General features: G+C 43.5%; 11 protein-coding genes and 1 tRNA gene. 4 read left to right on the top strand and 8 right to left on the bottom strand.

The annotated features are described in order from the left end of the window. Both AB5Z12_RS04260 and ftsH read right to left on the bottom strand, forming a co-directional pair. Complete coding sequence (locus tag AB5Z12_RS04260) at positions 1-339, bottom strand: anti-sigma factor (RefSeq protein ID WP_118580021.1); 339 nt, start codon at positions 337-339, stop codon at positions 1-3. Positions 340-570: 231 nt separating this feature from the next. Further along, positions 571-2,430 (bottom strand): ATP-dependent zinc metalloprotease FtsH, encoded by a 1,860-nt coding sequence (gene ftsH, locus AB5Z12_RS04255; RefSeq protein WP_173718130.1) that lies wholly within the window; start codon positions 2,428-2,430, stop codon positions 571-573. 148 nt (positions 2,431-2,578) lie between these two features. Between ftsH and AB5Z12_RS04250 the strand changes: the two genes are divergently transcribed. Next, positions 2,579-2,661, top strand: a tRNA-Leu gene (locus AB5Z12_RS04250). Positions 2,662-2,937: 276 nt separating this feature from the next. On the opposite strand, the gene AB5Z12_RS04245 is transcribed toward AB5Z12_RS04250, so the two are convergent. The 4 genes from AB5Z12_RS04245 to AB5Z12_RS04230 form a co-directional block, all read right to left on the bottom strand. Next, entirely contained in the window at positions 2,938-4,224 is a 1,287-nt protein-coding gene (locus tag AB5Z12_RS04245) for a diaminopimelate decarboxylase (protein ID WP_173718129.1), read from the bottom strand. A gap of 88 nt (positions 4,225-4,312) precedes the next feature. Then, a complete protein-coding gene (gene pyk / locus AB5Z12_RS04240; RefSeq protein ID WP_148462834.1) occupies positions 4,313-5,746 on the bottom strand; it encodes a pyruvate kinase in 1,434 nt (477 codons plus the stop codon). Positions 5,747-5,844: 98 nt separating this feature from the next. Continuing rightward, a complete protein-coding gene (locus AB5Z12_RS04235; protein WP_148462835.1) occupies positions 5,845-6,702 on the bottom strand; it encodes a rhomboid family intramembrane serine protease in 858 nt (285 codons plus the stop codon). Between the two features lie 13 nt (positions 6,703-6,715). Next, positions 6,716-7,657 carry a magnesium transporter CorA family protein gene (locus AB5Z12_RS04230; RefSeq protein WP_148462836.1) on the bottom strand — a complete coding sequence of 314 codons (942 nt, stop codon included), beginning with the start codon at positions 7,655-7,657 and terminating at the stop codon, positions 6,716-6,718. Between the two features lie 263 nt (positions 7,658-7,920). On the opposite strand from AB5Z12_RS04230, the gene aroC reads away from it, so the two are divergent. From aroC to AB5Z12_RS04215, 3 genes are read left to right on the top strand one after another with little or no spacing between them, the layout of a single operon-like run. Beyond that, positions 7,921-9,012, top strand: a complete 1,092-nt coding sequence (aroC, locus tag AB5Z12_RS04225) for a chorismate synthase (protein WP_173772441.1) — start codon at positions 7,921-7,923, stop codon at positions 9,010-9,012. Between the two features lie 53 nt (positions 9,013-9,065). Continuing rightward, positions 9,066-11,303 carry a nitrogenase component 1 gene (locus AB5Z12_RS04220; RefSeq protein ID WP_368368567.1) on the top strand — a complete coding sequence of 746 codons (2,238 nt, stop codon included), beginning with the start codon at positions 9,066-9,068 and terminating at the stop codon, positions 11,301-11,303. Continuing rightward, positions 11,269-12,630 carry a nitrogenase component 1 gene (locus AB5Z12_RS04215; protein ID WP_173772430.1) on the top strand — a complete coding sequence of 454 codons (1,362 nt, stop codon included), beginning with the start codon at positions 11,269-11,271 and terminating at the stop codon, positions 12,628-12,630. Before AB5Z12_RS04220 ends, AB5Z12_RS04215 begins: the two co-directional genes overlap by 35 nt. A gap of 66 nt (positions 12,631-12,696) precedes the next feature. Here the strand turns inward: AB5Z12_RS04215 and AB5Z12_RS04210 are convergent, their stop codons facing one another. Together AB5Z12_RS04210 and AB5Z12_RS04205 are read right to left on the bottom strand one after the other, a co-directional pair. Further along, positions 12,697-13,653, bottom strand: a complete 957-nt coding sequence (locus AB5Z12_RS04210) for an ABC transporter ATP-binding protein (RefSeq protein ID WP_195478235.1) — start codon at positions 13,651-13,653, stop codon at positions 12,697-12,699. Then, complete coding sequence (locus tag AB5Z12_RS04205; RefSeq protein WP_118579997.1) at positions 13,643-14,437, bottom strand: ABC transporter ATP-binding protein; 795 nt, start codon at positions 14,435-14,437, stop codon at positions 13,643-13,645. Before AB5Z12_RS04205 ends, AB5Z12_RS04210 begins: the two co-directional genes overlap by 11 nt. Positions 14,438-14,439 lie beyond the last annotated feature (2 nt).

Raw genomic sequence — 14,439 nt, 5'->3', positions numbered from 1 at the left:
CTATAATACCTGCATAATAATATAAATCAAAAATCCACCCAGTCCAGCAATCAACGCACAGAATCCCATTCCACTCAGCGCGCGGCGGAATCTCATCTTCAGTATATAATGCTTGGATTTACGAATATCTTCTTCCAGAAGCTCCCGAAGATCCAATGAGGAATCTCTGCTCTCCTCATCCAGCTGCTGCATGGCAGCATGAACAATAAAATAAGTTTCCAGCTCGTCGTAACAGGACGGACAATTTTCCACATGTTCCAGAAAATCCTCCAGTTCATCTACAGATAAATCATGCTCAATGTATCGGTTTACCATACTCTCTGCTGTCTGACAATTCATGGAAACACTCCTCCCTTTTGCAGCCCATATTTGTTATTATATCCGAATCTTCCCCAAAACACAAGAGACAGCAGATGTTTGACCGGATACTCTTTAAGCAGACAAGGGAAATAACCAAAATCTGTTTAAAGGGCATCTGATCTTTTTCTGCTGTCCCTTATTTTATATATCCGGCAATGCGGTTCTTTTTATTGCCGCAAAGTCCGGTCAAATATTACAAAAATGCTCTTTTTACTCTGCACTGGCTGTAAGAGACTTCGGCGGATCATTTAAAATCTTCATAAATTCCTCGCCTGTGATTGTTTCATGCTCATACAGATATTTTGCAAGTTCATGAAGCTTCTCAATATTATCCTCAAGAATCTTATAGGCCTTCTCATGCTGTCTTCGTACCAGCTCTACTACCTTTTTGTCCAGAAGCGTCTGTGTCTCAAAGGAGCAGCTAAGACTTGAATCACCACCCAGATACTGATTGCTCATACTTTCCATCGCAACCATATCGAACTCATCGCTCATGCCATAGCGTGAAATCATGCCTCTGGCAATCTTGGTAGCCTGCTCGATATCATTCGACGCGCCAGTTGTAACACTGTGGAAAATCAGTTCTTCAGCAGCACGGCCCCCAGTAAATGTAGCAATCTTATTCTCCAGTTCTTCCTTTGACATCAGGAAGTGCTCCTGCTCATCCACCTGCATGGTGTATCCAAGAGCGCCTGAGGTACGGGGAATAATGGTAATCTTATGAACCGGAGCAGAATCCGTCTGTTTCGCCGCCACAAGTGCATGTCCCACCTCATGATAGGATACGATCAGCTTCTCCTTATTGGAAAGCACCCGGTTTTTCTTCTGGTAACCAGCGATAACAACCTCTATACTCTCCTCAAAATCAGCTTGCGTAGCAAACTTCCTGCCATCACGGACAGCACGAAGAGCCGCCTCATTTACAATATTGGCAAGCTCTGCACCGGAAGCGCCGGCTGCTGCCTTGGCAATTTCATCGAAACGGACACTGTCTGCGATTTTGATCTTTCTGGCATGGACTTTCAGGATTTCCTCACGTCCTTTCAGATCCGGAAGTTCTACCGGAATACGTCTGTCAAAACGCCCCGGACGCAGGAGGGCCGGATCCAGGGAATCTGGACGGTTGGTAGCAGCCAGGATTACAACTCCCTTGGAGCCGTCAAATCCATCCATCTCTGTAAGCAGCTGGTTTAATGTCTGCTCACGTTCATCGTTTCCACCTGTGAAGCTTCCGCTGTCACGTTTCTTACCAATGGTATCAATCTCATCAATAAATACAATACAAGGTGCCTTCTCATTTGCCTGCTTAAACAGATCACGAACCTTGGCAGCACCCATGCCCACAAACATTTCCACAAATTCTGAACCGGAAATAGAGAAAAACGGTACTTCTGCTTCTCCTGCAACTGCCTTGGCAAGCAATGTCTTACCTGTACCTGGAGGGCCTACAAGAAGGGCGCCTTTGGGCATGGATGCTCCAATCTCCGTGTATTTCTGCGGATTATGAAGATAATCTACAATTTCCGTAAGAAGCTCTTTCGCCTCGTCCTCACCTGCCACATCTGTAAATTTAATTCCTGTAGAAGACTTCACATATACTTTGGCATTGCTTTTTCCAAAGGACATTGCTCCGCCAGGACCACCGCCCATAGAGCTCATCATCTTCTTACTCAGCCATCTTCCAAGGAAAACAAAGATTACGATTGGGATCACATATCCGATCACCAGACTGAGTAAGATGGACTGCTTCTGAGGCTCCACTGCTTCCATACTGGTTCCGGCTTCATAAAGGCGGCTTACAAGGTCCGGATCATCCATGCGTACAGTCTTGCACACCACGTCCTCGCCGTTCTTTCTCACTATATAATAGATATAATCGTCCTGCACCTCTGCCTTAGATACATTTCCACGCTCTACATTGCTGAGGAATGTACTGTAGTCGGTTTTCTCTACAGAGCGTTCCTGCATGGCTGGAATGGCAAATATGTTCAGGAAAAGGATCACCACAACCGCTATCAGTGCAAAAATGTACAATGGCCGGTTCTCTGGTTTTTTATGGTCAATATTCATTGGCATTTCCTCCATTTTCTGTCAACTGTTAAATACTTTAGCATTTCCATGTATGAATATCAATATTCTGCCTCGAAAATTTATAAACTTTTCATAATTTCATCTTTACTTTATTTTTATAATGTGCTATTATATCAATTGTTCAACCGCCGGCATGTCGGAATGGCAGACGAGGCAGACTCAAAATCTGTTGTAGGCAACTACGTGTGGGTTCAAGTCCCACTGCCGGCATTTTTAACACTTCATAAGTTATATAAATCCCGTCAAGTCCTTGATTTTGCGGGATTTTTTGTTGCTCAGAATTTCAAAAAATGTCAAGGATTGTCAAAAATCTGCCCCGCATTTACCTCGCGGGTTCATACTTTTGACCATCTATCCCAAACTGTTCCGAAGAAATTCTTTCTATATAGCAAAAGAGGATCCGCCAGCAACTCAGCGGTTCCTCTTTTCATTTACACAGTCTGCAAGCCAAACGCATCAAACTGTTTTTATTTTACTCATAAGTAATTACGCCCGGTCTTCATCCTCCAGCATTTTCTCAAAAATCGGGAAGCAGTCGAAAGTTGCAAAGTAATCTCTTGGGGTCTCGGCGCGACGGATCATATCGAAGCTTCCATCTTCGTGAAGAAGGATCTCCGCAGATTTCAATTTACCATTGTAATTATATCCCATGGAAAAACCATGTGCGCCAGTATCATGAATCACCAGATAATCTCCCATATCAATCTTCGGAAGATAACGGTCAATTGCAAACTTATCATTATTCTCGCAAAGAGATCCTGTGATATCATACAGGTGATCGCAAACCTGATCCTCTTTTCCAAGAACAGTAATATGATGATAAGCACCGTACATAGCCGGCCGCATAAGGTTTACTGCACAGGAGTCCACACCGATATACTCTTTGTGAGTGTGCTTCTCATGAATCGCTTTTGTTACCAGGCAGCCATAAGGTCCCATCATGAATCGTCCAAGCTCTGTATAAATAGCTACATCTCCCATTCCTTCCGGAACCAGAACTTCTTCATATACCTTGCGTACACCTTCTCCAATTGCACGAATATCGTTTGGAGTCTGCTCCGGGCGATAAGGAATACCAATACCACCGGAAAGATTGATGAATTTAATATGCGCCCCAGTCTCCTTCTGAAGCTTCACAGCAAGTTCAAACATAACCTTCGCAAGCATCGGGTAGTAATCGTTCGTCACTGTATTGCTGGCAAGAAATGCATGAATTCCAAACTCCCTGGCGCCCTTACTCTTCAGGATACGAAATGCATCAAAAATCTGCTCCGTAGTCATGCCATATTTTGCATCCCCAGGATTATCCATAATATCATTGCTGATCTTGAACACTCCACCAGGATTATAACGGCAGCTAATGATCTCCGGAATCTTTCCAACAGCTTTCTCTACACTCTCAATATGAGTGATGTCATCAAGATTGATAATTCCACCGATCTCATCTGCATATTTAAACTCTTTATCCGGAGTGTCATTAGAGGAAAACATAATGTCTCCCTTCTTGCATCCGATAGCTTTGGAAAGCATCAGTTCTGTCATGGATGAGCAGTCACATCCGCAGCCATATTCCTGCAGAATCTTGATCAGAAACGGGTTCGGGGTTGCCTTTACTGCAAAAAACTCCTTAAAGCCCTTGTTCCATGCAAAAGCTTCCTTTAAAGCCTGTGCATTTTCCCGGATGCCCTTCTCATCATAAAGATGAAATGGGGTGGGATATTTTTCGGCAATTTCCTGTACCTTCTCCAGTGTTACAAAAGGTGTCTTTTTCATAATAGTTTCTCCTCGTTTGTAAAATACAGCACTCGCTGCGCTTAAAAAGTAATTTTTCTATTGCAACAAATCAGATCATGTGACAGCTTTATTTGGCTTCAATCACATGCAGCATATTTGTTACAGCACCTTCCCGGGTCATATTGGTAGCAGGATCTCCAACCGTAAATACGATCAGGTCTCCTTTCTTTGCAAGCCGCTTTCTGCGGACAACGCTCATGGCCTGGGAAATAATGTGCTCTGTAGAATCCTTCTCGTATCCTTTTAGCGGTGTAACGCCCCATACAAGCTGAAGTCTATGCAGAATCGTATCATTGGGAGTGACAGCATAAATAGGAGCTTCCGGCCGGAAATTGGAAATCAGTCTGGCTGTTCTTCCTCCAAAGGTAGGAGTCACAATGGCCTTGGCCTTCAGATCTCTTGCAGTCTGCACTGCAGCCAGTCCCACAGCACTGGACACTCTGCTCTCACCACACATATTGCGGTTATGGGTATAATCCTCATAATTCAGGTGAGGCTCTGTGGTCTGTGCAATCTCCACCATCATCTTCAGTGCTTCCAGCGGATATTTACCAGCTGCAGTTTCACCGGAAAGCATGATCGCATCTGTACCGTCGTAAATAGCATTGGCAACGTCTGCCACCTCAGCTCTTGTAGGACGTGGATTACGGATCATGGAATCCAGCATCTGGGTAGCAGTAATAACCGGAACATAGTTCTCATTGCACTTGCGGATGATCATTTTCTGGATATAAGGAACCTCACTTGGAGGAATCTCCACGCCAAGATCGCCTCTGGCAACCATAATACCATCTGCGGCCTTGATGATCTCATCAATATTTTCAACACCTTCGGCATTCTCGATTTTGGCAATGATTCCAATATCATGTCCGCCATTTTCATCTAAAAGCTGACGGATTTCTTTAATCGCTTTTGCGTCACGTACAAAAGAAGCTGCAATATAATCAAACTCCTGTGTAATTCCAAACAGAATATCCTCTTTGTCCTGCTCTGTAATTCCCGGAAGCTTCACTTTCACATAAGGGACGTTGATTCCTTTGCGCTCTCCAAGCTCGCCGCCGTTTAAGACACGACAGACAATATCCCCATTCTTAATATTCTCAATCTCCAGTTCGATCAGACCATCATCAATCAGGATTTTACCGCCTTTTTTCACATCTTTGTAAAGATTTTCATATGTGATGGCGACTCTGGTCTCATCTCCCTCTATATCACCGGTAGTAAGTGTAAATTCGCTTCCAGCCTCCAATGTAATCTTCTTATGATCCTTAAGAAGCTTGGTACGGATCTCCGGTCCCTTTGTATCAAGAAGCAGGGCAACCGGAATATTCAGTTCTTCCCGTAGGTTTTTGACCATGTCTACTCTTCCCCTGTGTTCTTCATGAGAACCATGGGAAAAATTAAAACGTGCAATATCCATTCCGGCACGCATCATAGCTCTTAAAGTATTTTTCTTACTGGATGCTGGTCCCATAGTACAGATAATTTTTGTTCTCTTCATAAGCAGTCTTTCCCTCTGTCTTTTCAGTCATTTGCTGGCTGCTGCCCACATCGTTCACAGCAGCCATGCAATGTTACCGGTTAACAATTACATTAATTTCATTTCACATGTGTATGTGTAAAAAGATGGTCCTGGCAATACTCATAATTTCCATTGCATCTGGAACAAAAACGAAATTCCAGATTAGGATCATCAAGCTCAGTACGTCCGCAAATCGCGCATTTGTGCTTGGTCACACTGCCGCTGCCTGATTTCATACGTCCCTGGGGTTCCATTGCTCTGCGGAATTCATTTCTTCTGTGGACCTCCTTCGGGTTATACCGGCTGAAATCCTTTGTTCCAAAGTAAAAAATAATGAAATTCAACAGAGAAGCCACAATCGGGATCACCAAATACCATGCACCTGCCATAATGTACTGAATCATTTCATATACAACGATCACCACATAAAAAATTGCCATCCACTTCATCTTCACCGGAATGATAAACATAAGCAGAACCTGCATATCCGGATAACACATTGCATATGCAAGGAATGTGGACAGACTGATATAGTAAGTAGAAAATACGTTTCCTACCAGAACATTTCCTCCGAGAAGGAAATACAGAATGAACGCTCCCAAAATTGTAAATATCACGCCCGAAAGAATATACAACGTATATTTAAAAGTTCCAATCGTCCGCTCCAGAGAAGTTCCAATTGGATAATAAAAGAACAGAACTGCAATTGCAAACCATAATACTCCGGAAGTGCTCGGTGGATACAGTACCCAGGTCACTAGTCTCCATACCTGTCCCCGCAGAATATACGCTGGTTCCAGGCTCAGCCAGTTCAGTATGCCTGGATTCACGATCATCAGTGCATAACCGATCACATAGCATACAATCATGTAAATTGTGAGATTGGGAATACCAAATCTTCCAAATTTTCGTTCCAGCTTATCAATAAATTTCATGTAATCCTCCTATTCAGAAAAATTTCTTCTTGGACAGAATCACAGCTGCCACAATACTCACCAGTATGGACAGCAATATCACCACTAAAAATCCCCATTTGTCAGCAGAAAACGGCATTCCCGAAGGGCTCAGGTTCATTCCATATGCACTGAACACAATAGTGGGAATACTCATTACAATCGTGATAACGGACAAAACCTTCATAACCACATTCAGGTTATTGGAAATAACCGAGGCAAAAGTCCCCATCATGCTGCTTAAGATACCGCTGTATATATTGGCCATCTCGATTGCCTGTTTATTCTCAATGATAACATCTTCCAGAAGATCCGTATCCTCCGGGTACTGCTTAATGCTCTCTACCTTCAGAAGCTTCTCCAGTACTACCTCGTTCGACCGAAGAGATGTAGTAAAATAAACCAGGGATTTCTCCAGTTCCAACAGTTCCATTAGTTCCTGATTACGGGTGGACATGTGGAGCTTCTCCTCCACCTGTTCACTTTTCTTATCTATAATACGCAGATAATGCAGGTACATAGTGGCATTGCGGTACAGGATCTGCAAAATGAATCTGGTTTTCATATAGGTAAAGAAATTACGTACTCTTCCCTCCATAAACCGGGTAAGCACCTGGGTATCCTCCAGACATACGGTAAAAATCATCTTCTTGGTAACAATAATACCAAGAGGGATAGTGCCATACCAGTCCTTGTCATTGCGTTCCTCGATCATAGGAACATCTACCAGGATCAGTGTATAATTATCTTCCACTTCAATACGAGAACGCTCTTCCTCATCCAGAGGAGCGCGAAGATCATCTACTTCGATTCCGAATCTTTCGGACATCTCAAAGATCTCAGTTGCAGTGGGATTGGTCATTGCAATCCAACAATCCTCCTGTGGCTCCTGAATCTCATGGATCGCACCCTCTATTGTCTTAAAAATCCTTACCACAAGCTGCACTCCTTCCAATCTCTTGCTTCTGTATAAAAACCAGCTGTCCCACTTTTCTGTCAGACAGGGCTCCTATCCTCAAAAATACACGCTTAATTATAATTTCTACAGGAAATTTTGTCAATTCTAATAGATTCGGTTTACAAATTTTTTGCATTTCGCTATAATGTCTTTAACATCACATTCATACTTTAATTCGGCACAGCAGTTTTCCCTCCACAACTGGCGATTGCTGCAGTCCGAAGAAGAAAGGATTTATGCCTATGAGTCAGTCAACATTTGGAAAAAAATTTACGGTAACTACCTGGGGAGAGTCCCACGGCAAGGCACTGGGCACCGTTGTAGATGGCGTTCCGGCAGGACTTTTCCTTACGGAGGCAGATATACAGGCTTATCTGGACAGAAGGAAGCCTGGCCAAAGCCGTTACACCACTGCCCGAAATGAAGGAGATGAAGTCGAAATCCTTTCCGGAGTCTTTGAGGGACAGACCACTGGCACCCCCATTTCCATGATCGTGCGGAACAAAGACCAACGTTCCCGGGATTACGGAAATATCGCGCAGACCTATCGTCCTGGACATGCAGATTTTGGGTTTGACAGTAAATATGGTTTTCGCGACTACAGAGGCGGTGGACGTTCCTCTGGACGTGAGACCATCGGCCGAGTTGCCGCAGGAGCCATTGCAGCCAGGATTCTGAAAGAACTTGGTATTACCCTGCAGGCCTACACCAGTTCCATCGGACCAGTCTCCTGCCACAGCTACCACCCTGAAATAATACCGGAAAACTCTTTCTATATGCCAGATATGGTTGCCGCAGAAAAAGCAGCCAAGTATCTGGAGAAATGCATGAAAGAGGAGGACAGTGCAGGCGGTGTTGTCGAGTGCCGTATAAGCGGCGTTCCTGCTGGCATTGGAGATCCTGTATTTGGAAAACTAGATGCAGCTTTTGCCCAGGCACTGATGTCTATTGGCGCCGTAAAAGCAGTGGAAATCGGCGATGGTGTAAAGGTTTCCACCATGAAGGGTTCCGAAAACAATGATGGCTTCCACATGGAAAATGGCAGAATTGTAAAGACCACCAACCACTCTGGAGGCATTTTAGGCGGAATCAGTGACGGCGGTGAAATTCTCCTCCGCGCCCACATCAAACCAACCCCATCCATTGCACAGCCTCAGCAGACTGTTACCACTACCGGCGAGAACACCTCCATCGAAATCAAAGGCCGCCATGATCCGGTAATCGTCCCCCGTGCCGTTGTAGTAGTAGAATCCATGGCCGCCATCACACTGGTAGATGCTATGTTTTCTAATATGAGCGCACGGATGGATTATGTGAAGGATTTTTATCTGTAGATTACGAAAAAAACGTCGTTAAAAATTTTTCCAGCAAGTAATAACAGTCTCCAATGCCATTATCAAAGGTAATTTGGAATTTCATAATGAGGAGGACCAATATGCAAATTGCAGTTTATGGAAAGGGAGGGATTGGGAAATCCACAATAAGTGCGAATCTGACCGCAGCCTTAGCAGTCTGCAACAGTAAAGTACTTCAAATAGGATGTGATCCCAAGCACGACTCAACCCGTCTTCTACACCATGGGCAAAAAATCACAACTATCCTCGATTATCTTCTAAACACTCCTGAAGATAAACAAAACCTGGCAGATGTATTAATACCAGGTTTTCTTGACACTGGTTGCATAGAAGCAGGCGGTCCCAGACCAGGAATGGGCTGTGCAGGCCGGGGAATTCTGACTGCATTTGATTTTTTAAACAAATACCACGCCATAGAAAAATATGACCAGGTCATATATGATGTATTAGGAGATGTTGTCTGTGGCGGTTTTGCGGTTCCTGTCCGCAAACAATATGCCGATGCAGTAGTTCTTGTAACAAGTGGGGAATCTATGTCTATTTATGCTGCAAATAACATTCTGTGCGGAATAAAGAATCTTAATCCCCAGGGCAGACAGATTGCCGGGATCATCTATAACAGCCGCGGAGTCGGTGATGATCGCAAATATGTAGAAGACTTTACCAATGCTGTCAATCTTCCAATTCTTGCAGAAATTCCCAGAAGTAATCTTTTTACCCAGGCAGAAAAAGAAGCAATGACTCTGGTTGAAAAATCCCCCAAAAGTGCCGAAGCTAATATTTTTCTGGAGCTTGCACAAAAATTACAAACGCAGCCTGTTCTTTATGCCGCTGCCCCTTTATCTGAAGAGCAGATGGAGCTTTTTATGCGTGGGGAAAGACTATCCCACACTACCACTACAATTTCCAAACATACATCTGCTCCCGTGATTACTGCTGTTCCCGCACAACCTTCTGCCACGAAAAAGAGAGCTTTATCTGATCCTTTTAGCAGAGTTCCGCTATATGGCTGTGCTTATCGTGGTGCTATCGATCTGGCGGTTCATATCAAAGATGCCGCAATTCTCGGACATGCTCCCAAAAGCTGCACCTGGTATGCCATTAACGGTTTTACCAGCTACGGACGAAGAGGATTGTATGAACGCGGAATCCTTTACCCGGCCTTTGTTCCAAGACAGTTTGAGAATACTGATATCACCATAAACGAAGCCGTATACGGTGGTGTAGAACAGACACGGCGTAAAGCTTTTCAAATGGTGAAACGCGGAATCCGCAATATTATCACTGTCACTTCCTGTATTCCAGGCATGAGTGGCGATGACCTGGTTCCACTTCAAAAAGAATTAAAAAGTCTTGGTGTCGATATGTATATTATTCATACTGACGGAATCGAAGCCGGTGACTATAACGAAGGAATGGCACTTTGCTACAAAACGCTTGCTCTTCAAGCTGTTGATCCGAACGTAAAGCCAGAACCTGATTGCATCAATCTTGTCTATGAACATACAATTTCTTCTCAGACAGATCGTACTTTTATGAATCTGCAGGAAATATTTAAAAGAATAGGAATCCGAATCAACTGTCGCTTTATCTGCGCAGAATCAATGGAGAACATCCATAATTTTTTAAAAGCGCCTTATTCGATCATGGCACGCTATGATAAACTAGGACATGAACTGCAAAAAATATTTGAAGAAAAATATGGTTGCCGTTTTCTTTGCAACGAGCTTCCCAGGGGATTTTCCCAAACAGCCTCCTGGCTTCGCAAAATAGGAAAACTTTATGGAAAAGAAAAAGAAACAGAACAGGTAATTTTAGAAAACCGCATTCAATACACCCAAACTATTAACAACCTCAAACTTTTGTATAAAGGGAAAAAAGTGATTTTATTCTTAAAGAACAATAGCATTGATTGGATTCTTGAATTGGCTCATGATCTGGATTTGGATGTATTGGATTCTATCCTTATCGGAAGTAAAGAAGACAGCGTTGCAGATTGGAAGCATCAATTCTCAGCGGACTGGGAAAATGCACAAAATACATTATTTACTTCTATTGCAAAACAAAAGCCAGATCTTATTATCCTGAATGATTTTATGGGACAGACTTTCATACTTGATGAAATCTGCACCGTAAATCTTGCACGGGATATCAGCACAGGTTTCTTTACTGGAACAGATTGTGCTGCAAAATGGATCCGTTTATTTGAAAACACTTTGGAAGGACGATGGAAAAATGACAAATCATTATTTGAGAAACGCTGTCCCTGATCACATTGCGGGTGTTATCTCTGCATGCGAAGGGATCCAAAACAACCTGGTTCTCCTAAATGGTCCTATTGGCTGTAAAACCTACTATACCTTTAGTGGTGTTGATTCTTTGATTCGAAGATCCAATCTATGGACTCTTGGTGATGAGCTTCGACTGGAAGATGCTATGGATGACCGGTTGCTTCGCAGCCAGTTTTGCATCGGCAGTCCTCGCATACCAGCTACCAATCTCCGCTATTCTGATTACATTTTCGGGACCGCCGAACAACTTCATCGCGCATTAAACGATCTGTTTTCAGAAAGAAGTTATGACTTATTCACAGTAATCCAGACTCCCGGTACTTCTCTCCTCGGCGAAGCACTGGAGCCGGAACTGGATGCCATCAGCAAAGAATTTGGAATTCCACACCTTTTTATCGAATCCCCTGGCTTATCAGAAAATTCTATGATCGGATACGACGAAGCAACCGTTCGCCTGATGGAATTGTTATGTGATAAACCTTGCACCAATAAAAAAGCCTCCAAAATTCCATCTATTAACCTTTTTGGTTTTGATGCACATGAGAAATTCCCGGAAGGCGGTTTAAAGGAAATCACCAAATTACTGAAGCTTTGCGGAATCTCTGTTCATGTAGCAGCTGGTATGAATTGTCCCATAACTGATTTTCGTACAATTGCTCAGGCAGACGCCAATATTATACTCTGCCCGGAGCGTTGTAAAAAAACAGCCGAATATCTCCGCAGCCATTTTCCCATACCAGTTTACGAGACCGGAGGAATGCCAATCGGTTTTGACCTCACCGAAGAATTTGTCCGGGGGATTTCCTCTTTGCTCGGAACAAATTGTGAACCTGCATTAGATTATATTGAAGAAAGCCGTTCGCGCGCTTTCTATTTCATTGCACATAATATGGGAAATAAAGGCTTCCCAAAGGATCTTCGCTATGCCGCAGAAGGCGAACCATCCGTTCTAAGAGGATATGTGGATTATCTTTCCGGTTATTTAGGCATTAAGCCCAAAGTCATCCATCCACTTTATTTACAATGCCACACGGAAAATCTGATTCAGGAAAAGCTTCATGAGCTTCATTGTGAAGACGCACTGGAACAGGATATTGCCTCTGTAAATAATGTTATCCTTCTTGCTGGTGCAAACACAATCGTAGAATTGAACACTTACAGCGACAACATTTTTGGCATTGAAACTGCCAATCCAGGTTCCGGATATATCCATGTCATTCCCAAAACTTACGTTGGATGTACAGGTGCTCTATATCTTCTGGAACAAATCTTAAATGGTACAAAACTGCTTCGAGCATGGAATTAACTTTATTCCACCTCAAAAAAGCTGCCTGGCATCTACCAGACAGCTTTTACTGCTCAGAGCAGTATTTTATTTCATAAATTGAAAACAGGCAACCTTATGTCCTGGCTCAATCTCCTGCAAAAGAGGCAGTTCTTCTTTACATTTCTCCCTGCACCAGTTGCAGCGCCCGGCAAAAGCACAGCCCTTTTGCACTTCAAGAGGACTTGGAGGCTCTCCCTTTGCAGCTGCAATTTTCTCATTCTGATCGCAATATACATCAAAAACAGAACCAAGCAGCATTTTCGTATATGGATGTACTGCTTTTGCAGCAAGCGTCTCACTCTCCAGAATTTCCACAATTCTTCCCAGATACATAACTGCGATTCTCTGACTTACACTCCTTACCAGTGCCAGGTCATGCCCAATAAACAGACAGCTGATCTGCTTTTCTTCCACCAGCTTTACCAGCAGCTTCGCAATCTGGTTCTGTATGGAAACATCCAGTGCACCTGTCGCTTCATCACAGATCAGTAGTTTAGGCTGAATAGAAATGGCCCTGGCAATAGCCACACGCTGCAGCTGACCACCCGAAAGCTCATGTGGATAACGATTCACAAAATCTTCCGGAAGACCTACTTCCAGAAGCAGTTTGCGCGCTTCCTTAAGACCATTTTCTTTACTGATCCCATCAAAGTTTCTCCTGGATTCCATAAGATAAGTGCCAACTTTCATTCTTGGACTGAATGAACTTAAAGGATCCTGGAAAACCATCTGAATGTTTCGGCGGAAACGTCTTTTTTCACTGCCCTTCAGGTTCATGTAAGCTTCCCCTTCCAGCAGTACTTCTCCACCCGAAACAGGTATGATACCGGCAATCATTCTCGCCACTGTACTTTTCCCGCATCCACTTTCACCCACAATCCCCAGGCATTCACCTTTTTTGAGGGAAAAACTAACATCACTTACTGCATATAATTTTTCTTTTTTCACTGGAAATGTCTTATTCAGATTTTTAACTTCCAGGAGAATCGTATCATTTTGCAAATCGTTTTCCCTCCAGCCTTGGCACTGCCGCCAGAAGTTTTTTGGTGTATTCGTGCTTCGGATGAAAGATCACATCATCTCTTTTTCCAAATTCCACCAGCTCACCCTTGCACATCACACCGATCTTATCTGAAATGTAAGAAGCAACTCCCATGTTATGTGTCACAAGAATAATTGCAGTTTCATACTGCTCCCGAAGCTTCTTCATTTCTCGTACCACTTCTGCCTGAATTGTCACATCCAATGCAGAAGTAGGCTCATCTGCAAGAAGAAGTCTTGGTCTTGCAGTCATTGACATTGCAATTCCAACACGCTGTTTCATCCCGCCGGAAAGCTCAAAAGGATAAGATACCATTACACGTTCCGGATCTGTCAGATGCATTTTTGCCAGCATTTCTTTTTCCAGTGACCGACAGTCAGCCTTTGCCATTTTCCTGTGCGCCAGAATAGATTCCCGATATTGAGACTCTACAATCCGTATGGGATCCAATGATGCTCCAACATCCTGAAAGATCATTGCAATTTCCGTTCCCCGGAGCTTTTGTAAAGACGTCTCATCTAATTCCAAAATATTTTTTCCCTGAAATAAGATTTTCCCCTCTGTCACTGTCCCGCCAGGAGGTAAAATTCCGAGAATAGCACGAATTAAAGTTGTTTTTCCACTTCCACTTTCACCTACGATACTGACGATTTCCTGCTCTCCTACAGAAAGAGAAACATGCTCTACTGCCGCTTCCTGCTCCTGATAGCGAATCGTACAGTTCTCAATATTCAGAATATCCATAA

It is taken from the genome of Ruminococcus sp. RTP21358st1_G6_RTP21358_211008, from assembly GCF_040908885.1.
In the GTDB taxonomy this organism is placed as follows: Bacteria; Bacillota; Clostridia; order Lachnospirales; family Lachnospiraceae; genus Blautia_A; species Blautia_A faecis.
This window is presented reverse-complemented; position numbering and strand designations above follow the sequence as displayed.

What these genes read in the sequence shown, in the direction of transcription:
- AB5Z12_RS04260 (WP_118580021.1), bottom strand. Translation starts at nt 339, where the DNA reads ATGAATTGTCAGACAGCAGAGAGTATGGTAAACCGATACATTGAGCAT.
- ftsH (WP_173718130.1), bottom strand. Translation starts at nt 2,430, where the DNA reads ATGAATATTGACCATAAAAAACCAGAGAACCGGCCATTGTACATTTTT.
- AB5Z12_RS04245 (WP_173718129.1), bottom strand. Translation starts at nt 4,224, where the DNA reads ATGAAAAAGACACCTTTTGTAACACTGGAGAAGGTACAGGAAATTGCC.
- pyk (WP_148462834.1), bottom strand. Translation starts at nt 5,746, where the DNA reads ATGAAGAGAACAAAAATTATCTGTACTATGGGACCAGCATCCAGTAAG.
- AB5Z12_RS04235 (WP_148462835.1), bottom strand. Translation starts at nt 6,702, where the DNA reads ATGAAATTTATTGATAAGCTGGAACGAAAATTTGGAAGATTTGGTATT.
- aroC (WP_173772441.1), top strand. Translation starts at nt 7,921, where the DNA reads ATGAGTCAGTCAACATTTGGAAAAAAATTTACGGTAACTACCTGGGGA.
- AB5Z12_RS04220 (WP_368368567.1), top strand. Translation starts at nt 9,066, where the DNA reads ATGCCATTATCAAAGGTAATTTGGAATTTCATAATGAGGAGGACCAAT.
- AB5Z12_RS04215 (WP_173772430.1), top strand. Translation starts at nt 11,269, where the DNA reads ATGACAAATCATTATTTGAGAAACGCTGTCCCTGATCACATTGCGGGT.
- AB5Z12_RS04205 (WP_118579997.1), bottom strand. Translation starts at nt 14,437, where the DNA reads ATGGATATTCTGAATATTGAGAACTGTACGATTCGCTATCAGGAGCAG.